This window comes from Corynebacterium phoceense, from assembly GCF_900092335.1.
Lineage (GTDB): Bacteria > Actinomycetota > Actinomycetes > Mycobacteriales > Mycobacteriaceae > Corynebacterium > Corynebacterium phoceense.
Genome location: NZ_LT596208.1, coordinates 1,510,212 through 1,531,023, shown reverse-complemented (window position 1 = coordinate 1,531,023; position 20,812 = coordinate 1,510,212). Strand labels below are relative to the sequence as shown.

Here is a 20,812-nt window from a genome sequence, read left to right as displayed (position 1 = left end):
GCCGAAAGCCCGCCAGCAGAACTGCTGACGGGCTTTTCATGAGCGCGGCGTGGAATTACTCCTCGTCGGTGCTCGTGGAGTAGGTCTTCGTCGGATCATCCAGGTGGAGGTCCTTCGCAGCCTGCTCGGCGACGGAGCGGTCGATCGTGCCGTCCTGGGCCAGGCCCGAGAGCACGGCCACGACGATGGATTCGGTATCCGAGTTGAAGAAGCGGCGAGCCGCCTCACGCGTATCGGAGAAGCCGAAGCCGTCGGTACCCAGCGCGATATAGGTGCCCGGGACGTACGGACGGATCATTTCCTGCAGGTCCGTGGTGAAGTCAGAGACACCCACGAACGGGCCGTCGAAGCCCTCGAGCTGCCGCGTGGCGAACGCCTTCTCCGGCTCCTGGCCCTTCTGCAGAGCAGCCTTGGCCTTGGCGGCGCCATCGCGGGCCAGCTCGACCCACGAGGTCACGGAGAACAGCGAGGCCTTGACGTCGTAGTCCTCCGCCAGGATCTCCTGGGCGCGCAGCGCCTGGTGGACACCCACACCGGACGCCAGGATGTTGGCCGGAATCGAACCCTTCTCCGGGGTGGAGTAGTGGTAGATACCGCGGTGCAGGCCCTCGACGTCGAGGTTCTCCGGCTCGGCCGGCTGGTGGACCGGCTCGTTGTACACGGTGAGGTAGTACATGATGGCCTCGTCGTTGTCGCCGTACATGCGGTCAATACCGCGGTGGACGAGGTGCGCAATCTCGTACGCGAACGCCGGGTCGTAGGAGACGACCGCCGGGTTCGTGGACGCGAGCACCTGGGAGTGGCCGTCCATGTGCTGCAGGCCCTCGCCCGTGAGCGTGGTGCGGCCAGCCGTGGCGCCGATGATGAAGCCGCGGGCCATCTGGTCCGCCGCCGCCCAGAATGCGTCGCCGGTGCGCTGGAAACCGAACATCGAGTAGAAGATGTAGAGCGGGATCATGGCCTCGCCCTGCGTCGCATACGACGTCGCCGCCGCGGTAAACGACGCGGTGGCGCCGGCCTCGGTCAGACCCTCGGCGAGAATCTGGCCCGTCTCGGACTCACGGTAGGAGAGCATGAGGTCGTGGTCGACCGGCACGTAGTTCTGGCCCTTGGGGTTCCAGATCTTCAGCGTCGGGAACCAGGAATCCAGGCCGAAGGTACGGGCCTCGTCTGGCATCATCGGGACAATGCGCTTGCCAATCTCCTTGTCGCGCATGATCTCCTTGAAGGTACGCACCAGAGCCATGGTCGTGGCGACCTTCTGCTTGCCCGAGCCCTTGCGCACGGAACGCAGCTTGTCGATGTCCTGCACGTGCAGACGCTCGAAGTCCGCGCGGCGTTCCGGCAGGAAGCCGCCCAGCTCTTTACGACGCTCGAGCATGTACTTGATCTCCGGTGCATCCATGCCCGGGTGGAAGTACGGCGGGTTGTACGGATCGGCCTCGAGGACCTCATCCGGAATCGGGATACCCTGCTTGTCGCGGAAGAGCTTGAGATCCTCCAGCGTGAGCTTCTTCATCTGGTGGGTGGCGTTGCGGCCCTCGAAGTTGTGGCCCAGGCCGTAGCCCTTAATCGTGTGGGCCAGGATGACGGTCGGCTTGCCGGTGCCGCGGTTCTCCAGCGCCTTGGAGTAGGCGGCGTAGATCTTGCGGTAGTCGTGGCCGCCGCGGCGCAGCGCCCAGATTTCCTCATCCGACATGTCCTCGACCAACTTGAGCGTGCGCTCGTCGCGGCCGAAGAAGTGCTCACGCACGTACGCACCGTCATTCGCCTTGAACGTCTGGTAGTCACCGTCCGGCGTGGTGTTCATGATGTTGATGAGCGCGCCGTCTTTATCGGCCTCAATGAGCTTGTCCCACTCGCGGCCCCAGATGATCTTGATGACGTCCCAGCCCGCGCCGGTAAAGAAGGACTCGAGCTCCTGGATGATCTGCGTGTTGCCGCGCACCGGGCCGTCGAGGCGCTGCAGGTTGCAGTTGATGACGAAGGTGAGGTTGTCCAGGCCGTAGAGCGGCGCCATCTGCAGCAGACCGCGAGACTCCGGCTCGTCCATTTCGCCGTCGCCCAGGAATGCCCACACGTGCTGGTCTGAGGTGTCCTTGATGCCGCGCTGCTCCAGGTACTTGTTGAAGCGTGCCTGGTAAATCGCGTTAATCGGGCCGAGACCCATGGACACGGTCGGGAACTCCCAGAACCACGGCAAGCCGCGCGGGTGCGGGTAGGAGGGAAGGCCCTCGCCCTCGCCGCGGGAGTGCTCCTGGCGGAAGCCGTCCAAGTCATGCTCGGACAGGCGGCCCTCCATGAAGGCGCGCGCGTACATGCCCGGGGAGGCGTGGCCCTGGAAGAAAACCTGGTCGCCGCCGGACGGATCGTCCTTGCCCTTGAAGAAGTGGTTGAAGCCGACCTCGTAGAGCGGAGCTGCGCCTGCGTACGTGGAGATGTGGCCGCCCACGCCAACGCCCGGGCGCTGCGCGCGGTGCACCATAATGGCCGCGTTCCAGCGGATCCAACGGCGGTAGCGCTTCTCCAGTTCCTCATCACCAGGGAACTCGGGCTCGAGGGTGGTGGGGATGGTGTTCACGAAGTCAGTGGAGGTCAGCGACGGCATGGGCACGCGCTTCGCAGACGCACGCTCCAGCAGGCGCAGCATGAGGTAGCGCGCGCGTTCCGGGGTGTTGTCCTCCAGCAGACCGTCGAGAGAATCCATCCACTCACGAGTTTCTTCCGGGTCAGTGTCGTGCATGTACGACGCGACGCCGTCGCGGATGAGCGGGAAGTTAGAGTCGCTGCCGAGCGATTCCAATTCTGCCATGGTGCATTCCTCCAAATGGTGGGCTTTTAAAACAGTACGTTCCAGAATACGCGTAAACGACCCCGGAGCTTTGCTAAGGATAAGTGAAGAATCTCTCGTGTTAAATCCTGCAGCTTAATCCCGGTCGTCCTGTGAATATTGCTAACTTTGTGGCCTTTACCTTTGCGGCCCCGCTTTCCGATGCCCTCTCGCCCCACCGTGTCCTCTCCACCGCAACCACCGAAAGTGGCGTGGACAACGAGAATTTTCCCTAATAATGCGTTAAAGTGCCCAGATATGACCACTCAATTGGAGGATTACGCACGCAAGTTAGGCATCGAAGAGGGGCAGGTCGCCCTGGAACTGGGTTGGGACGAAGACTGCGACCCTGCCATCTCCGAAGCCATTGAAGATGTCTTGGGTGACGATTTCCTCGATGAAGAAACTGATGAATTGTGTGACGTCGTTGTCATCTGGTGGCGCGAGGAGGACGGCGACTTGGTCGACGGCCTCGTCGATGCACTGCGCCCCCTCGCCGACCACGGCACCATTTGGCTTTTGACCCCGGGTGCTGGCCTGTCTGGCACCATCGCCCCTGGCGTGATTGCCGAGTCCGCGCAGCTCGCCGGCCTCGTCCAGACCAAGGCGGAGCGTCTCGGCGACTGGCAAGGCTCCTGCCTCGTCGGCCGCGGCTACACCAAGAAATAACCCCCATTTTGTCCGGCGTCGCGCGTCCTATACACTTTCTTGAGTGTTGTGACGCGCTCCGCGCGGCCGGCATTCACGCGGCGTTAGCTCAGCTGGGAGAGCAACTGGTTTACACCCAGTAGGTCGGGGGTTCGAGCCCCTCATGCCGCACCACTCTGAAGTCTCGCGAAATCGTTCCTATCGATGTCGCGAGATTTTAATTATTTTTCGGGGGTTCATGGGTTAAGGGACAATGTCCCTTAAGCCTCATTTGGTGGGTCCTGACCCAGTAAGTTTGGGTGGTATTTCTTTGATTCGTCGAGTTTGTGTTTGTCCCATATTTCTCCGGTGTGAGGGTCTACTGCTGTGATGTTGTTGTTGATGCATACGAGGTTGATGTCGGCTGTTGCGTGTTTTCGTCCGACGTAGAGTTTGCGCAGTTGCCCTTTCCATCTGAGGGTTACTTTGCCTCATCTCACCCATGACGCCGGTGGGCTCAATGACCCAATCGGGAAACACGACCGTGGAATAGTGCCCGTCGACATCTAAGATTTCGTCCGCATCCCCTTCTATTCCTTAGCCCCGTACCCAGGTCACGCAAAGCTTTGTTTTGCATCACGGTGCGCCGTTAAAGCCCCATCCAAAGGAGAATCGGGCTCTCCAACCTCTGAATACTCAAACCCGTTGACTACCACGACTACTGCTCTAGCGGCCTTCATCTACGGATTCCTCTCCGTGTTGATGTACATCACCAAAGCAGAGTTTGGCCCCAAACGCCTCAAACCATCTTCAGTTGCTTTGCTACTGGGCTGGAGAACCTGCAGCCAGATAGCGGAGATTTCCGACGAACTTCGAACACGGGAAAAGCTGCCAGGCCTATTCTTCCTTTTCTCTTTTTCTGGCTTGTCTGCGCTCACGCCTTTGGGCACGCTTTGCTTTGCGGATATCGACGACCCAACGCGGAACAAAAGGCCACGGAAGTGGAACCCCAACCGCGCCCGTAAATCCAATGACTCCGACAACGAAAGCTGCCACGAGCGGAACCTTCAGCACCGTGTAGACAAACTCGGGAGGGTTGGCACTTGCGACCAACCCCATGGCGCCGCCAGCGCCCATAATGAGCGAGCAGTAAGGATAAATGAAAAGGACCCCATCACTTTCTGCGCCTACAAAGTCGACGTCGTCGTACCACTTTTCCGATCTGGGTTGCCTCCGCACGCACCGGATGTAGTAGGTCCAGTAGAGCACCATGACAAGCACTAACCCGGCGCATACAAGCAGCACAGTAACATCGCCGTTCATAGAATAGGTCTCCCGTGGCTGTCGGTTGCGGTATGTATAAACGCTACCAGCGCCTGCAGGGGTGCGGCGTAGGACGAAAACAACATGTGGATGCGGGCAAGCGCCCGAACCACGGACGCGGACTTGACCTTTTGGAAGCAGATCCCGCCACAGGAAATAATAGAAATCAAGGCAAATGCCTAGGAACAAAACTCGGGGCACTTCAGTTCCTTCTTTTTCGAGGTGCCAGCGGATGGTGTGGGCGCCGTTGTCTTGGCCGGTGTCGGTGAGTTCCTGGCGCAGTTCGAGGATGCGTTTAACGATCTGTGTCGGGGTTGCTCGGGGGTTGGTGTGCGGGCGTTTGGATTGGGGTTCTAGGGCTTGTAGGCCGCCGTGGCGGTAGCGCTTAGGAGGGTGCGGATCCATCGGGTGCTTACGCCGAAGAGTTCGGCTGCGTCGGTGTGTTTCATGCCGGTCATAAGGATGGTCTCGACGATGACGCAGTTGGAGGTTTGTTGCTTTCCCATGTGCTGATTGTGGCTGGAAATGGGCGGATCGATGTCTCGCTACATCGCCGGGGGCTTCAGTTGGACTCATTTGTGCAGGCCGGCTTAGTTTGGGTGGAACAGCGGAACGGTGTTGTCGGACATCAGGGGCGTGGGTGGGCGGATCGATGTCGCGAGACATAGCGGATCGATGTCACGGAACCAGACACCTCATGCCGCACCACAAGAAACCCCGTTCTGGCTCCCAGAACGGGGTTTCGTGTATGAGCCGCACACTTCCTTGAACTTAATCCGGTCCGCCGTCGCGAAAGCCGTCCTTAGGTTCAATCAACTGACGTGGCGAGGGCGTCCCAGAGTCTGGCTAGAAGCGCTCGCGCCCGCGCTTGTTGAACTTCTCGTAGTAGTCCGGCTTCGCGTCGCCGTAGCGCGTGCGGGAACGGCGCGACGCGGGCGCAGCGGGGGTGGTCGCGGGTGTTGCGGTCTCGGCAGGCGCTGCAGCTGTTTGAGCAGATTCCGCAGACTCAGAGGACTCAGCCGGTTCTGGCGAAGGCTCCGGCGCGGAACCCGCGGCCTCGGCGTCGGTCGTCGCGGCGGCAGCCATGGCGGCTTCTTCTTCGCGCAGGCGGCGGCGTTCACGCAGCTCGGCGTAGACGAAGTAGATAAGGCCTAGCGGAGCCATGATGCCGAAGGCGATCCACTGGAAGCCGTAGGACAGGTGCGAGCCGCGGTCGAGTTGGGGGACCGGAATGGGGTTGAGCACGCCGGGCTGGTCGTCGTGGGAAATTTGGACGTAGTCCGTGCCCAGCGTGAGGTTCTCAAGCTTGCCCACCTGGCCGGGGTTGATGGAGTAGACCTGCGTGTAGCCCTGGTCCTCGATGGGGGCGGAGGTGTGGACGCGCTCGGCGGTGCGCAGCATCGCGGTGAGCGTCACTTCGCCGGTGGGTACCGGCTCGATGGTCGGCACAGCGTTGCCCTCGCCGGCGGCGACCCAGCCGCGGTCAACGAGCATGGTGAGACCGTCGTTCGTTTCGAAGGGCACGAGCGACTGATACGTGGGGCCGGACTCGACGGGGCGCAGACGCAGGAGGACTTCCTTGTCCGCGAGGTAGCGGCCCTGCAGCGTGACGCGGGTCCATTCCTTGTTGGCGATTTCGCCGGTGGACGTCACCGCATCAATGAGCGGGACGGGATCGGACTCGTAGGCGGCCTCGATCTCGTGATTGCGCTCGACGATGTCGTGGTCCTTGCCCAGCTGCCACGGCGCGAGCGTGGTGAATGCGAAGTAGGAAAAGACCACGACGAAGAGCGTGAGCAGAACCCACTGGGGCTTGAGAAACGTCTTCAACACAGTTGGGAAGTCTACGCGTTCTCGCGAATCCAATCGAGTAGCCCGGGAACCGCCGCTTCGATGTTCTTGCGGGTCGTCGTGAAGTCGTCCTCCGTCCCGTAATACGGGTCAGCGACATCGGGGCCAGACGCATTCGGGTCGAAGGAGCGCATGAGGACGACGCGCTCCGGATCAACGCCGCGCTTGAGGAGTTCCTCGCGGTGGCCGGAGTCCATGGCGATAAAGAGGTCGGCGTCCATGTGTTCTTCGCCCAGCTGGGCGGCGCGGTGGGCGGCGCCGTCGTGGCCAGCGCGGCGCAGTTCGGCGATAGCGCGCTCGTCCGCGCCCTGGCCCACGTGCCAGCCGCCGAGGCCGCACGAAGAGGTACGGGCGGCGAGATCGAGCATGTCGTTTTCCATGGCGTCGCGGACAATGACCTCGGCCATGGGGGAGCGGCAGATATTGCCGGTGCAAACAAAGACGAGGTGCAGGCGCTTATCCGGCTCGCCGGAGTCGACATGAGGTGTGGTCATGGCGTCTAGGATAGTGGGCCAGAGCCCGAAACGAGAAAGCGAGATTATGACTACTGTTGGCGACATTCGCGCGGTGATGGATGCGGCCTACCCGCCGCACCTGGCGGAGAAGTGGGATGCGGTGGGGCTTATCTGCGGCGACCCCGCGGCCGAGGTGAAGAAAGTAGCCTTCGCGCTCGACTGCACGCAGGCCGTCGCCGAGCGCGCCGTGGCGATCGGCGCGGACATGCTCATCGTCCATCATCCTCTGCTGCTGCGCGGCGTGACAAGCGTTGCTGCCGATACCCCTAAGGGCAAGGTCGTCCACACCCTCCTCGCCGGAGGGGTTGCCCTTTTCGCCGCGCATACCAACGCGGACAAGGCCCGCCCGGGCGTGAACGATCGCCTCGCCGAGCTCGTGGGCATAAAGCCTGGCCGTCCCATCGTGCCGGTCGACCCTGAGGTCATCGACCACTGGGGATTCCACGTCCCGGCCAAGGATGCCGAGACCGTCAAGGCCGCCGTCTTCGCCGCGGGCGCTGGCGCCATCGGCAATTACCACGAGTGCTCCTNCGTCTCGAGCCCTTTGCAACGCTGCCGCGACACCGCGCAGGCTGTCGGCTCCGCTGTGAACCTGCCTGTGCTCACCGCCGACAACCTGCGCGAGATGGACTTTGGCGCCTGGGAAGGCCACACCTTCGACGAAGCCCACCAGCGCGACCCCGAACTACACTCCGAGTGGCTCGAGGACACGTCCATCGCCCCGCCGGGCGGCGAGTCCCAGCAGGCGCTGCACCGCCGCGTGCTCAAAGCCCGCCGCGCCCTCGTCGATGAGTACCCCGGAAAGACCGTCCTCGTGGTAAGCCACGTGGGCCCCATCAAGGATCTCCTGCGCCAGGCCCTCGGCACCGGCGCCGCGACCGTAAACCACATCTTCCTCGACCTGGCCTCCGTCTCCGTCGTCGAGTTCTGGGATTCGGGCTCGCTCGTCCGCTCGATTAACGATGTCTCGCACCTGGGGCTAGACTAGAAAGTCGCGAATGAGCCGACCGGACGAACGCGACGCGCCGAACTACCGCTTTCACAGCGGCCAGCGGACGCCGAGGAAAGTCTGGACTCCACAGAGCACGGTGGTTGCTAACAGCAACCCGGGGCGACCCGCGGGCAAGTGCAACAGAAAGTAGACCGCCGTTTCCTCACTCCGTTCGGAAACGAACGCTGTGCGGAACCGGTAAGGGTGAAACGGTGCGGTAAGAGCGCACCAGTACCGTCAGCGATGGCGGTAGCTGGGTAAACCCCACTGGGAGCAAGGCATCACGGCTCGCCACTGGCGGGCCTGCTCAGGTGATTGAGGGCTGCTCGCCTAAGCCTGAAGGTAGCTGCTTGAACCAACTGGCAACGGTTGGTCTAGATGGATGTTCGTCGCGCCACCCACACGGGCGGCGTACAGAATCCGGCTTATGGTCGACTCATTCGCCCACATTCCCAAAACTACATAAATGGCCAGCTCACAGTCACTATCCCACAACCCGCAAGCCCGGCGATCCCGCAGAAATCCCGCACCCCACAGACGCACTGATAGCAGCCGCCACACGATCCCCACTACCCGGCAACGCATGCGTGTAGGTCTTCAATAATTGCGCCGGCGTATGACCCAGCACCCGCGCCACGTCCGGCACCGGCACACCAGCAAAAGCTCCAGTGGCCTACAAATGCGACCACACCCTGCCCGTCGGAAAACCCGGCCAGAAGCGCGATTGTCGCACAAAACCGCCTAATTGCTACCGCATACCCCCGACACCTGTGAACGCCGCAAAACGGCCTCACCCGAATCCCCGGCATCGGCAGCAGCCTCATCGCCGCATTCCTAGCCTTGCTCATCGAAAACGGAGTATGCCCAAACGAAGTCAAACAATAAGCCCGCGGTCTCTTCGTAGCCGAAGGCCGAGTCATCGAGAACTAGATCGAGGAGAACTCATGAAGACCGACGAGCAACCCCAGTGCCAGCTGGCGCGCGACCTCGCCAACCTCTACCGCGAACTCGACAGCCTCAAATACTCACGGCCTGCACCACCCGAAGTCCGCACCATGAAGCCAACACCCGGACCAAAATCCCCCCGGCAACTGGCTCTACGTCGCATGCTGGCTCGACCAATCCACACTCCTGCGCGAAGTCGCCTTCAACGCCCTTGGTGATGTGCGGGTGAAAATACGTGAAAATGAGACTGGGCCCGTCGACCTGTGCGCCAAGCTTGCCTTCCACACCCAAGCCATCTCGGAACTCGACTGGACATCGGACTTGATGGACGAACTCGAGCACCAGGTGCGCGTCATCGGTGTCACTGCTGATCACACGATGCCCCAGCATCAGCGGACGACGATGGGGAAGTCTGGCTCACCGCACGAGGGCCTGACCCCTGGAAAGTAGACACGTCGGGGGTTAGCTATGCTGCTTGGGTCAGTGTAGCTGATGTGAGTGCTTCGAAGTCATCGGGGGCTAGAAGGTTGCACCAGGAGTGTCGTCTGCGTGTGTTGTAGCGCATGCACCATCGGAAGACTTCCTGCCGGCAGATAATGGGATTATCAAAGACTTTCCGATCACGTAGCACTTCACGTTTTAAGGTGGCGTTAAATGACTCTGCCAGGGCATTATCGGCACTAGTTCCCACCGCGCCCATGGATTGGCGCACACCAAGTTGGGCGCAGTGGTCCCTAAACGCCTGTGAGGTGTACACACTTCCATGATCAGAATGGAAAATAGCCCCGTCAAGGCTTCCGCGGACTGTGCTGGCATGGGACAAAGCCTCGATGACCAGTGAGACACGCATGTGGTCTGCGAGTGCATAACCTGCAAGTTTTCGTGAATAGGTGTCAATGACCGTGGCAAGGTACATGTTCTTACCGCCCTTACACGGCAGGTAGGTAATGTCGCCGACATACACACGGTTCGGCTCGTCAGCGGTGAATGTACGGCCTACTAAATCTGGCATGACACGGTGACCAGGCTTACGCCTAGTGGTGATGCATCGACGCCGTTTGCTAAAGCCTTTTAGCCCCATGGATTTCATGATGCGTGCGACCTTCTTATGGTTGATCGGGCCGAAGTCCGTATCGTCGTTGAGGCTTGCAGCGATGCGTTTAGCACCATAAAGCCCGTTCTCATCATCGAAGATGGCCTTGATTCTTGCACCAATAAGGGCATCGGAATACATCTTTAACCTGCGATTTTCGCGGGTGTTGACCCATTTATAAAACGAGGAGCGATTGAGCTTTAACACATGGCACATCCGCTTGACCGAATACTCGGTTCGGTGGTCATAGACAAACTGGAAGCGGATCACCAGCGTGTCTCTTCGGCAAAATATTTCGCGGCCTTGCGCAGAATATCGCGTTCTTCGCGCAGCTTCGCGTTCTCTTTTTCTAGCTGGCGGATTCGCTCGGAATCAGTCGTCTCCTTGGCGTTGTCGCGCATGGCCTTCGTGCGGGCACGTTTGCCGGTGCCGTATTGCTGAAGCCAGGAGAAAAGCGAGGAACGATTGACTCCAAGCTCTGCTGAAGCCGCGTGAAGTGAAAGGTCCTCATTGTTTTCATAGAGGGCCACAGCATCACGTTTGAACTGTTCGGAGTACCTAGGCATGGTGGTAGATTACCTTTCTTCCCAACCCAACCGGGCTGGATATCAGGTGTCCACCAAACAGGGGTCAGGTCCCGAACCATCTGCCACAAATTCCGACAACAAGGACATACGGTTACCTCTGAATTACTAAGAAAATGGGGCGGACGGAAAAAGATCTCGTGTCGCAAAAATCAGTGTGGAAGAGCTATCTATCTTCATTCTGAGGTATATGCTTGTGTTGCTCAGTCAAAGTCATGAAGACTCGTTAGTTGAATCGATTGTAGATAGAAAGTGGGTGAGAGCTAGTGACTCAGCCCAATAAGTTTGGGGTTTTTCCGCCGATTGATCCAGCTGGTCGGGTAATGGTTTCCGGCCTGAATAATGTTGATTCAAATAGATATCTATTTACCTCTGATCGAGTTGAACTATTTGATGAGTTAAGGACGTTCACTGCGACTTTTCAGAACGTATTTAATATCAGGTCTATCTGGATAGGCGGAAGCTTTCTAACAACGAAACCTTCTCCAGGAGATATTGATGTCACAGTTCTCGTTGATGGGGCGACAATCAATCAATTGATTCAGGCTTGCGATCCGCGAGTATCATTTTTAGATCAAGCTGTCCTTCGTGAATTCCTGAAGCAGAATGCCTTGCGTATTGATGCCTATTTCTTGCCTTGGAATCCATTAATTACCGGTAAGCCAAGCGAAGATACCAACGTCTACAATCAACAGCGAGGGTATTGGGACGATTGGTGGCAACGCCAACGTCAAGGAAGAAAAATGGATAACCCTGACCTAACTTGGACGGCACCGAGGCAAGGCTATCTGGAGGTGATTGTTAATGGGTACAGCTAACGAAAAACCAGCAATTGCCCTTGATCTTACTGAGTACCTTGCATCTCAAGGACTTGAAAATGAGCCATCCAATTTTAGTGATGCTTTAGACGTTGCTCAAGCTAACATTGCAAGCCACTTTAGGCAAACCAGTTCCGATTTCGTTGAGTCGTCAAGTGGGGCCTTACGTCTTACAGGCGATGGAGTGGTCGGCAACTCAGTTTCGCTCATGGCTGTTGGAAATATTTTGCAGAATTTTCAAGCTGTTATTACTTCATTAGGTGCGTCGCTCGAGGGGAAGAAGTCGGCGCGAGGAAAGCTGCCGAAGTTCGTTGTCCAAGAAACACAGATGTTGTTGGATGCTGCCCCAGCTCCGGGTTCTGTTGTTTTGAACTTCTCACCGATGAGTAGCTTGGAAAGCCGTTTTGTTGCAGAAGAGTCTCAGACATCACTCGAAATAGGGGTGGATGATGCTGCTGCCGATGAAAGCACACCCCTCGCTGAACGTGCGATCGGTGAATTTGTAAACCTTCTTAAGCTAGAAGATTCTGAAGATTCTGAATGGTCGGACTTGGTAGTATCCAGAATCGACGAGCTGGGACCACGCGTAGCAAACGCTATGTCAATGTTCTCCGCGGAACTTGGGGCTAATCGTATCGACTTAGATTTCAAATGGAGGGTCCCTGGGGTCAGTGCTACTAGGCTCCAGTTTGATTCGCGGCGCTCTATTCAAATCAGGCGAATGCTCGAATCCATTCATGTTACGAACCACGTGGCAGTCATTGAAGGAACTATTCAAAAAATTTCTAGTGTAACCCCGGAACAAATTGAGTTGCGCTTGACGGACAAGCGGCATGGAGAAGATTTTCCGGCCGATTTCCCCAACGTTGTGGCAGTCTCAATTCCCAACGAAGTCGCAGACGTAGCCGAATTTAGGGTTAGAGAAAAGATTGGAATTGTAGTTCTGGTTGACAAGAGCGTAATCCCGGGACGGCAGCCTTCGTTTAGCGTTGAAGCCCATCGTGTGTTGAAGCCTGGTGAAATTACTTCACTTAAATTGGAAGACTTGTCAAACCTCCTTGAAGATGCGGAAGAATAAAAGTTTCCCTGTCCCGCTGTGTAATATAATCGACGCGACGACAACTTATACCCTGCCACCGCGGCTTAAGGGACAAATGTCCCTTAAACCGCCACCGGCGGGGTATTCGTCGTTTTAACCAGTCTTGTCGCCACCCAACCCCAACTATCCAATTCACGGATTTTAACACCCACGGGCGTGGCCACCGGCTCACGACCGGAACAAGACACCACACGAGGGGAGGGGGCCTGATCCCCGTTAGGTAGACACCTCTGATTCCCGCCAGTGCGGTTGGGAAGGGGACAGGCAAACATGCAGGCGCTTGGGCGTTTCCTAGTCGATGGGCGCGGTGGGAACCAGCACGGATAATTCGCTCGCTGAGTCGTTTAACGCAGCGTTGAAGCGAGAGGTCCTCAAAGATATGAAGACGTTCGCCAATCAGCTGATCTGCCTTAGGGATGTATTCCGCTGGCGCGTGCGCTACAACACGTGTCGCCGACACACTTGGGTGCGGGTACCAAACTTCCGACGAGTTTGAGTCCCAAGCCGCTTAAGGTCTGATAGGCTCACACCTACATTTTGTTCACCCTAAGGTGTCTACCTTCTGGGGCGGGCCTGGTCGACTCATTCGCTCTTTTTAACGGCTAGGCTGGCTCACTATGAAGCTGTATGCCGCCCCACTTGATTTCCACCCTGTCGCCGAGGAATTCGGCATCGAGCGTGCCTTCCCGCCCGCTGTCGAGGAGGCGGCCCGCAACGCGCACGACCGCTTCGCCGATACCCGTCGCGACGCGCGCGACATCCCTCTCGTGACCATCGACCCGGCGGGCTCCATGGACTTGGACCAGGCTGTTTACATCGAGGCCACCGCCACCGGCTATACCGTCCACTACGCCATTGCCGACGTTATGGCGTTCATCGCGCCGGGCTCGCCGCTGGAAGTCGAGGGCTTCAAGCGCGGCCAAACCATCTACCTGCCGGATGAGCCTGCACGCCTGCATCCCGCAGCCTTGTCTGAGGATGCCGCCAGCTTGCTTCCCGATGCACCCCGCCCCGCCGTCCTCTGGACCTTCCAGCTCGACTCCGCCGGCGAGGTATCCTCCTTCGACGTCGAGCGCGCCCTCGTCCAATCCCGCGCCCGCCTCGATTACGAGGGCGTCCACGCCGATCTCGTGGCGGGCCACCTGCATTCTTCCATCGCGCTCCTGCCCGAGGTCGGCGCCCTGCGCCAGGCTTCGAGCCTGCGCCGCTCCGCCATCAACCTGCGCGTGCCCTCCCAGTCCGTGGAGGAGACCACCACCGAGGCTGGCGAGACTGTTTTCGAATTGGTCGCCGAGCCGCGCTATGAGGTTATGGACTTCAACTCGGAGATCTCCCTTCTTACCGGCATGTGCGCGGGCCAGCTCATGGCCTCCCACGGCGTCGGGCTCTTGCGCACCCTGCCGGCTGCTTCGCCTGAGTCCGAGGCTTCCTTTCGCTCCGAAGTCGCCGCACTCGGTTTCGACCTCACGGACCAGTCGATTTCGGAATTTCTGCTCAGTGTCGATCCCGATACCCCGCGTGGCATGGCTGCGATGCGCGAAGCCCAGTACCTCCTGCGCGGCGCCGGCTACCAGTGGCTCACCCCTGACGAGGAGCCTAAGGTCCACGCGGGTATCGGCGGCTACTACGCTCACGTCACCGCGCCGCTGCGCCGTCTCGCGGACCGCTTCGCCACCGAGGTCTGCCTCGCCCTTTCTGCCGGCGAACCTCTGCCCGAATGGGTCTCCTCCCGCGCAGATGATCTCCTGGAAACAATGAAGCGCACGACCTCCGGCGCCTCCCAAGTCGACCGCGCCTGTCTCAAGCTCACCGAGGCCACTGTCCTCGCCCCGTGGGTGGGCACCAACTTCGATTCGATCATTCTCGACTCGACTCCGGAAAAGTCCAAGGCCCGCGCGTTCGTCCCCACGCCGCCCATCGTCGCCGACGTCATCGGTGCGCCCGAGCCGGGCGCCGAGACGGCCATTTCCCTCGTACGCGCCAATCCCGCCGAGCGCTCTGTTGCCTTCGCCTGGCCTGCGGATTAGCTTTCCGGCTTTCGTGTCAGGGGCGATTGTTAGCCTGTCGGTCCATCTACCCATCGAGTAGAAAGGACCGGATTGATGATGGACTATCCAGTATCTGCGGCCAGCCTCGTGAAAGCATGCACCGCACTCTACGGTGATGACAGCAAAGTCGATGAGTATCGGCAGACCGTCCGCGGCGCGTTTAACCAGCTTGTCGCCACTGGCATGAATGAGACCGCGGCCCGTGAGGTGGTCCAAGCTCAGTACATCGACGAGGTCGTCGAAGGTGAACGCCAGCGCCGCGCCCATGAGAACCGTCTGGCCACCATCACGCCCATTCCAGTGCCCGACGACCCCGATGAGTACGACGCCATCCTTGAACAGGGCATGCGGGAAATGAACGGCGACGGCGAGTGCGAAACCGAGGAAGAATTCCAGATTCGTTACAAGAATTTCTTCTAATCATCCACGCCAGCGTGCAACAGCGTGGGACGAACGACGTGTTCGTCCCACGCTTCTTTGTATCCGCTCAGCCTTCCGTCGGCGCAAAGTGAATTTTTGGTTTCCAACGCGACAAATCATCGAGTTTCGGGCATGCTTGGTGGGCAGAGGGGGACGCCTTTCGGGCCCCAGCCGACGGCGTTGAACTCCTTGAACTCCCCAACGTTTATTTGTTGATCGAAGTTTTAAGGAAAATACATGTTAAGACCACTGCATAATGTGGCGTGCCTTGGCATAGTTGCAGCCTTTCTCGCAGGCTGCACCGTCAGCGACGCCGAGCCACAGCCTGCCGTCGGAACTGCCGCCGTCGCAAGCCCCGCGTCGCCTGCACCAGACACCGGTGACGACGACGCGTCAGAGGACCAAGCATCGATTGATTTGGGTGGCTGGTCGATGCCTGAACCGGGACCTTTTGATTGGCGGGAGTATTACGAGAATCCATTCAAACCATGTGAGGAACTGCCCGAAGATGTCGTGGCCCAACTCGGCTTTAAAAAGAAGGCAATGAATCTTACCGATGTTCAACCTTATACATGCGATTTGGTGGAGCAACAGGAAATAAAGAATGACTCTGGATTGCTATTCATTACTTCGTACGGCGCCTCTCTTAGTCAACTTCAAGAGGGGCGATTTGAGCTGACCGACGAGACTGTTCCGAGATTGAGTAATGCACGTGTAATGCAGCAGACCGGCGGTGATACGCAGACTACCTGTTTCGCAGCGATAGAAACTCCCCGAGGAACGGTTGCCGTCAACTATGTCAATAGCTTGGGTCAAGGCAGTGGTGAAACCTTCTGTGACGTGCCCATCCGAATCCTTGAAAATCTTTTTGAGGGAAGTGATGCAAAGTGAAACTCGATACTCAACGTATTTCTGCTGATGCAAGTGCTGCAGAGCGCATCACGATGTTGCTTGACGCCAACGGATTGCGCCTGTCGAACGGCATGTCTGCAAATTTGTCATCGATTAGCGGCGTTAGGGAAACTGGGATGATCCATGGTCGACTCTTGGGAGACGATCCGGCTTCAGCAAAAGCCTTGATTGATAAACTCACGGACCAGGTTGATTGGATTGGGGGACAGCTAAGAAAGTTTGCTGTTGGAGCAATTGCCCAGGATGTGCTTGCGGCGCATTCGCTAGAAGCCGTTGAGACGGGCGGGATTTCTCCGGATGAGATTTTCATGTTGGACCCGCAGCCTGATGCGAGCTATGGCACGGTTCATTTCGTGAAGCCGCTAGTGGCGGTTGGAATGGATGCACCGTCGGTCATCGCTGAAGTCCTGGGACTTGATGGCTCAAGCATCTTAGCGACCCAACAACAGTGGCAATCTGTTTCCGCGTCGGCAGGGGAAGCTGCGGCGCAGTTGGAGGCGATGGCGGCATCGCTCGAAGAGTCGAACGAGGGCGAGTCGATTGACGCTGCGGTGGCGAAGATCCGTGAGATTGCAGGGACGGGCTCGGAGATTGCGGCGAATGCAGGGGCGATGGCTGGACGCACGGGTGCGATGTTGGGATTGTCCCAGGTATCGAAGTTGATGGCGCTGTCCATGGCGTCGACGTTGTCTCTGCCGATGGATCCGGTGAGCCGGGAAGCCGTCGAGCAGTCGGGTCTGGTCATGATGCAGAACGCGCTGCAGTCGATGGTGGATGTCTCGCTGCCGCCGGTGGCGAGCATCGCGCAGCCGCAGATGCGTGCCTCGGGAGGAGACTTCACGGCAGGCATGGACGCGGTCAACGCGAGCGGGTTTGGTCTGTCGACCGATGAGGTGGAATGGCCGAAGTCCTTTGAGGAAGCGGTTGTGCGTGGTGCGGTGGGACCAGGGTCCTTCGAGATTGTCGATGGGCAGCTGCGGCCGGTCAATGATATCGGGTTGTCGGCGGAGGACCTGGCGCAGCTCAATAGGGCCGCGCAAACGTACGTTCCGGCGATTTATGACGCAGCTGGATTGCCGGAGCTGTCGCAGGCGCTGACGACGCCGGCATCGGTCGGAACGCTGCCGAGCGCGGCGGGGTTGACTGCAGGTCTGCCCGGCGGAGTGGGTGGTGCCGCGGGTGGATTGTCGGGTGGCGCGCCGGGTATCGGGGCGTTGTCGGGCGGAGGAGCGTCGCCAGCGAATCTCGGTGGTGCATCGGGACTTGGAGCGGCAGCAGGACTGGGTGGGGGAATGAACTCAGGGCTGGGTGGCTCAGGCATCGGTGCCGCACCGATGGGTGCGCTCGGAGGCGCTGGCGGCGGTGCGGCTGGGGCTGCGGGTCGTGGCGGAGGTGTGCGCGGTGGCATCGGAAGCCGAGTAGGCATGCCGGCAGCGGGGGGACTCGGCGCGGGTGTAGGACGCGTTGGGCTGCCTGGTGCAGGTGGAGTCGCGGCCGGTGGCGCGCCAGGTGCTGGTGCTGCGGGCGTGGGTTCGACGGGCGCTGGGGTGCGTGCGGGCGGTGTCGGCGGTGGTGCTGGCGCTGCGCATCGCGGCATGATGCCGATGATGGGCGCTGGTCACGGTCAAGGAGACAAACGGGGGAAGGTAAAGACCGTGACGACGGCGGTGGAGCAAGACCAGAACCGGCGGGCGCTGCTCGGTGAGGTGCCGCCGTCGGTGCCGGGCGTAATTGGAGCGTGGGTGCGCGACTAAACGTGCGTGTCCGCTTTAGACGAAGACCCCGAGCGGTGCTCGGGGTCTTCGTGCGTCACGGTTTATTCGGGGCGGGCGGGCTCGCCGGGGTGGAGGGCGATGACATCGAGGCCAGCCTCGGAGAGATCGTCGGCGAAGTGGTCTGCCTTGACTGCGGGGACGTAGGCGACGACGGCGTTAGCTATTCCGGCGGAGGCGGCGCGGGTGCCGACGGCGCCGCGTAGAGCGGAAAGTTCCGCGATCTGCTGCGCATTTTCCAGGCCGTAGATGGCAGCGAGTTCGGTCTGCGAGGACCCGAGGACGGAGAGGAGCTCCGTGCCGCGGCGCGAACGCAGGGACCGGGCGACGCCCTGGGCGCGGGTGGTCTCATCATCGAAGAAAGCGAGCCAGTTGCGGGCATCGGGAAGCGTGGGCTGGCCTTCGGGACCGTCGATTTCGTGGACGGCCGTGAGCCAGTCGACGACGCGCGGGGCAGCATCGGGAAGCAGACGCAGCGAGTCCGTGCCGAAAGCGTGGCAGGCGTCGTGGACGAAGCGCTGGCGGGCGCGAATGTGGGCTACGGGGGCGGCGATATCGCCCGCGGCGGGGGCGGAGACGACGAAGCCACTCATCTCCTTGCCCAGCGGGTGCGGCGCCTGGGTGACCGAGTTATCCGCGTAGTCGATGACGGAGACGGTCTCCGCGGCACCGCGCAGCGCCGCCGTGTGGCGGGCGCGCAGGGGTGGGACCTCGGAGAACAAAGTGACAGCCTGGGCGCATACATCGGCGATGCGGGCGCGCATGGGGGCATCGGCAAGCTCCTCGTGGTCGCTGATGAGGGCGAGGGCCGTGGCGACGTCCATGGCCGAGCGAGCGCCGAGGCCAGCGTGCGGTGGGATATCCGAGACGGCAGTGATGTCCATGCCGGAGGTCTCGCGGGAGAGGAGCTGGCGGTTGATGAGCATCCACACCATGCCTGCCACGCGGGTGTGCGTGTTGCCCGTGGGCGCTGGCGGGACGATGGTGCGGCCCTCCGAATCTGTGGTGGGCTGTTGCGCCGCTGCCAAGGCGGCGAGGGCCTCGAGGGACGAGTCCTCCGTGGTCTCCTCGTTGTTTTCTGCGATGGTCACGCGAATGACGTCATCCGTGCGGGGGCTCACGGCCACGGCGGCGCGCAGATCCACCAGACCGATGACGGTCACGCCGCCGTAGTAATCCACGTGTTCGCCAATGACATTCCACGTCGCAGGAGCGCTGGCCACCGCCTGCGGCTGCGCGCCGGTCAAGCGCGTGTGCAGCTCACGGGCACGGTCAGCGGCGGGGGAGTCGGGGTGGTGCCACATCGGCATGAAGAATTACTCCTTTGGACTGGGGTGCATGCCTCCCCAGCGCTGCGCGATAGGCGCGCGCTGCGGGGAGACCAAGCGGAACAGTCGACATTCTACCGGTCGCACGGCCCGCGTTTCGCGGTAGCCTGGGTGGCACAGATTACGACGAACGCGCCGCGACGTCCCCGTCGCGGCAGACAAGGAGCAAAGACAATGACGAACGCAGGCAACACCAAGTGGTACTACGACGTTGCTACCGGCCAGGTGACCGAAGGCCCCGAGTCCGGTTGGGATAATCGCATGGGCCCGTACGATACCCGCGAAGAGGCCGAAAACGCCCTCAAGCTCGCTGCAGAGCGCAACGCTGCTGCCGATGCCGCCGATAAGGCCTGGGAGGACTAACTCCCGCGCGCAGCCGCGCTGCGCCTATCTGTGCGAACGGCCGCCGTCCCCGTATGGGGGCGGCGGCCGTTTCTGCGTTGCGGCTCGGCGCGCGGTTAGGCGTCCATCTTCTTGCGCAGCGGCTTGAAGGAGGACTTAATAGCCTTGAACGCTTCGTGGTAGTCCGCGAGGGCTTCGAGACCAATCATGCGCTCACGCTGGTAGAGCAGGCCGTAGCCGAAGGTGTCCTCGCCGCGGCGGCGGGCGGCCTCAGCCAGTTCGAGGAGCTTGTCGCGCGAGGTGACGGAATCCTGGAAGTCGCCGAGCACGGACTGCATATCCTTGCAGGCCTTGTAGAGTGCTTTCGTCTTGAGGTTCGTGGCGGAACCGGCGGCCTCTGCGGCGTAGCGCAGCTTCTTTGCGGCCTTGCGCATGTCGTGGAAGTAGTTCTCGCGCTCGTGGAGCGGGAGCTCGTCATTGCTCCAGTTCTTCACGGCCTTCTTGTGGCGCTTGACCAGCTTCGCATAGGCCTCGCCCAGGTGGTTGGCCATGACGGTTTCCATGTCGTGGGCGGGTTGCTCGTGGGCGGCGGGCTCAGCCTCGAGCTGTGCGTCCTCAGGCACGGGGGTTGCGGCAGCGGTGTCCTCGGTAGTCGTGTCCTCGGCGGGGGTGTCTGCGACGACCGGCGGATCGAGCAGGAGTTGGTCGAGTTCTTCGAGCAGGCCCAGGTAGCGATCCGAGTTGAGGGCGCCGATCACGTGGCGGTGGGCGCGGCGGTATTCGCGGCCCATGTCGTGGGCGATGTGGTCGCGGGTGGCCTCGTCGAGAACGTCGGAATCCTCAGACGCGAGGAGGGACTGCCAGCGCTCCTCGACGACCTCGGCGTCGCGTGCGACACCGAGTAGGCCTGCGAGGGACTTGAGTTCGCTTTCAATGTGCGCGATCTGCGGGCCCTCGACGATGCCATGGAAGGTCTCCATGTGGCTGCGCAGCTCGCGGGTGGCCACGCGCATCTGGTGGACAGAGTCCCACTCGTTGGCGCGGACCTTGGGGTCGTACTCGATGATTTTGTCGCGGTTGGTCTGCAGTGCGGCGATGACGGCCGCGGCGGCGGAGCCCGGCTCGACGGTGGACTCGCGCATGCTCGGCGGCAGCGGCACGTTGTCCACGGAGTCGCCCAGCGCGGTGGCCAGCTTCGACGGGGACTTAGACGGGAAAGCACCGGCGGCGATGAGCGCCTCGGAGCACAGCTGGAGCAGGTTCGCGGGAGCCGGGGCGTCGGCTGCGGGAGCCTCGGCGGCCTGGGCGGCGGCC

17 protein-coding genes, 1 tRNA gene, 1 other RNA gene and 2 pseudogenes are annotated in these 20,812 nt (G+C 60.6%); 13 read left to right on the top strand and 8 right to left on the bottom strand.

What is annotated here, in order from left to right; translation table 11 throughout:
• Window positions 1-55 precede the first annotated feature (55 nt).
• Window positions 56-2,812, bottom strand: coding sequence for a pyruvate dehydrogenase (acetyl-transferring), homodimeric type (gene aceE / locus BN9444_RS11430; RefSeq protein ID WP_068801944.1), 2,757 nt, complete (start codon window positions 2,810-2,812; stop codon window positions 56-58).
• A gap of 276 nt (window positions 2,813-3,088) precedes the next feature.
• Here aceE and BN9444_RS11425 point away from each other — a divergent pair, with 276 nt between their 5' ends.
• Both BN9444_RS11425 and BN9444_RS11420 read left to right on the top strand, forming a co-directional pair.
• The gene (locus tag BN9444_RS11425) at window positions 3,089-3,499 is read left to right on the top strand and encodes a DUF3052 domain-containing protein (RefSeq protein WP_066488459.1); all 411 of its coding nucleotides are present in this window, start codon (window positions 3,089-3,091) and stop codon (window positions 3,497-3,499) included.
• Between the two features lie 77 nt (window positions 3,500-3,576).
• A tRNA-Val gene (locus BN9444_RS11420) sits at window positions 3,577-3,652 on the top strand.
• A gap of 702 nt (window positions 3,653-4,354) precedes the next feature.
• On the opposite strand, the gene BN9444_RS11415 is transcribed toward BN9444_RS11420, so the two are convergent.
• The 4 genes and pseudogenes from BN9444_RS11415 to BN9444_RS11405 form a co-directional block, all read right to left on the bottom strand.
• A complete protein-coding gene (locus BN9444_RS11415) occupies window positions 4,355-4,780 on the bottom strand; it encodes a hypothetical protein (protein WP_066510294.1) in 426 nt (141 codons plus the stop codon).
• Between the two features lie 204 nt (window positions 4,781-4,984).
• Window positions 4,985-5,286, bottom strand: a pseudogene (locus BN9444_RS15230) (helix-turn-helix domain-containing protein); the annotation flags it as partial.
• A gap of 340 nt (window positions 5,287-5,626) precedes the next feature.
• Complete coding sequence (locus tag BN9444_RS11410; protein WP_068801943.1) at window positions 5,627-6,613, bottom strand: SURF1 family cytochrome oxidase biogenesis protein; 987 nt, start codon at window positions 6,611-6,613, stop codon at window positions 5,627-5,629.
• An 11-nt stretch (window positions 6,614-6,624) separates the two neighbouring features.
• Window positions 6,625-7,125, bottom strand: a complete 501-nt coding sequence (locus tag BN9444_RS11405) for a low molecular weight protein-tyrosine-phosphatase (protein WP_066488471.1) — start codon at window positions 7,123-7,125, stop codon at window positions 6,625-6,627.
• Between the two features lie 46 nt (window positions 7,126-7,171).
• Between BN9444_RS11405 and BN9444_RS13710 the strand changes: the two genes are divergently transcribed.
• The 3 genes from BN9444_RS13710 to BN9444_RS11390 all read left to right on the top strand — a co-directional run bounded on the left by BN9444_RS13710 (window position 7,172) and on the right by BN9444_RS11390 (window position 9,532).
• Window positions 7,172-8,134 (top strand): Nif3-like dinuclear metal center hexameric protein, encoded by a 963-nt coding sequence (locus tag BN9444_RS13710; protein WP_077210083.1) that lies wholly within the window; start codon window positions 7,172-7,174, stop codon window positions 8,132-8,134.
• An 11-nt stretch (window positions 8,135-8,145) separates the two neighbouring features.
• Window positions 8,146-8,580: RNase P RNA component class A (rnpB, locus tag BN9444_RS11395), an RNA gene on the top strand.
• A gap of 727 nt (window positions 8,581-9,307) precedes the next feature.
• Window positions 9,308-9,532: a hypothetical protein gene (locus BN9444_RS11390; RefSeq protein ID WP_066513105.1), complete on the top strand. Its 225-nt coding sequence runs from the start codon at window positions 9,308-9,310 to the stop codon at window positions 9,530-9,532.
• A gap of 16 nt (window positions 9,533-9,548) precedes the next feature.
• Here BN9444_RS11390 and BN9444_RS11385 read toward each other — a convergent pair.
• A protein-coding gene (locus BN9444_RS11385; RefSeq protein WP_369814861.1) for an IS3 family transposase occupies window positions 9,549-10,741 on the bottom strand; the annotation gives its coding sequence in 2 pieces (ribosomal slippage) (window positions 9,549-10,459 and window positions 10,459-10,741; 1,194 coding nt in all).
• 284 nt (window positions 10,742-11,025) lie between these two features.
• On the opposite strand from BN9444_RS11385, the gene BN9444_RS14360 reads away from it, so the two are divergent.
• The 7 genes and pseudogenes from BN9444_RS14360 to BN9444_RS11355 all read left to right on the top strand — a co-directional run bounded on the left by BN9444_RS14360 (window position 11,026) and on the right by BN9444_RS11355 (window position 17,810).
• Window positions 11,026-11,577: a DUF6932 family protein gene (locus BN9444_RS14360; RefSeq protein ID WP_141681542.1), complete on the top strand. Its 552-nt coding sequence runs from the start codon at window positions 11,026-11,028 to the stop codon at window positions 11,575-11,577.
• A complete protein-coding gene (locus tag BN9444_RS11375) occupies window positions 11,564-12,655 on the top strand; it encodes a hypothetical protein (protein WP_141681541.1) in 1,092 nt (363 codons plus the stop codon). Before BN9444_RS14360 ends, BN9444_RS11375 begins: the two co-directional genes overlap by 14 nt.
• 292 nt (window positions 12,656-12,947) lie before the next feature.
• A pseudogene (locus tag BN9444_RS13705) lies at window positions 12,948-13,188 on the top strand (integrase core domain-containing protein); the annotation flags it as partial.
• Window positions 13,189-13,293: 105 nt separating this feature from the next.
• Window positions 13,294-14,703 carry an RNB domain-containing ribonuclease gene (locus BN9444_RS11370; RefSeq protein ID WP_066510045.1) on the top strand — a complete coding sequence of 470 codons (1,410 nt, stop codon included), beginning with the start codon at window positions 13,294-13,296 and terminating at the stop codon, window positions 14,701-14,703.
• A 75-nt stretch (window positions 14,704-14,778) separates the two neighbouring features.
• Complete coding sequence (locus tag BN9444_RS11365; protein ID WP_068801942.1) at window positions 14,779-15,144, top strand: hypothetical protein; 366 nt, start codon at window positions 14,779-14,781, stop codon at window positions 15,142-15,144.
• A 237-nt stretch (window positions 15,145-15,381) separates the two neighbouring features.
• Entirely contained in the window at window positions 15,382-16,035 is a 654-nt protein-coding gene (locus BN9444_RS11360; protein ID WP_066510509.1) for a DUF3558 family protein, read from the top strand.
• Window positions 16,032-17,810, top strand: coding sequence for a hypothetical protein (locus BN9444_RS11355; protein ID WP_141681540.1), 1,779 nt, complete (start codon window positions 16,032-16,034; stop codon window positions 17,808-17,810). Before BN9444_RS11360 ends, BN9444_RS11355 begins: the two co-directional genes overlap by 4 nt.
• Window positions 17,811-17,872: 62 nt before the next feature.
• Here the strand turns inward: BN9444_RS11355 and BN9444_RS11350 are convergent, their stop codons facing one another.
• Entirely contained in the window at window positions 17,873-19,138 is a 1,266-nt protein-coding gene (locus BN9444_RS11350) for a galactokinase family protein (RefSeq protein ID WP_066510503.1), read from the bottom strand.
• A 192-nt stretch (window positions 19,139-19,330) separates the two neighbouring features.
• Between BN9444_RS11350 and BN9444_RS11345 the strand changes: the two genes are divergently transcribed.
• Window positions 19,331-19,519, top strand: coding sequence for a hypothetical protein (locus BN9444_RS11345; RefSeq protein ID WP_066488506.1), 189 nt, complete (start codon window positions 19,331-19,333; stop codon window positions 19,517-19,519).
• 95 nt (window positions 19,520-19,614) lie between these two features.
• On the opposite strand, the gene BN9444_RS11340 is transcribed toward BN9444_RS11345, so the two are convergent.
• On the bottom strand, window positions 19,615-20,812 hold a 1,198-nt coding region (locus BN9444_RS11340), incomplete at its 5' end, for a CHAD domain-containing protein (RefSeq protein WP_141681592.1).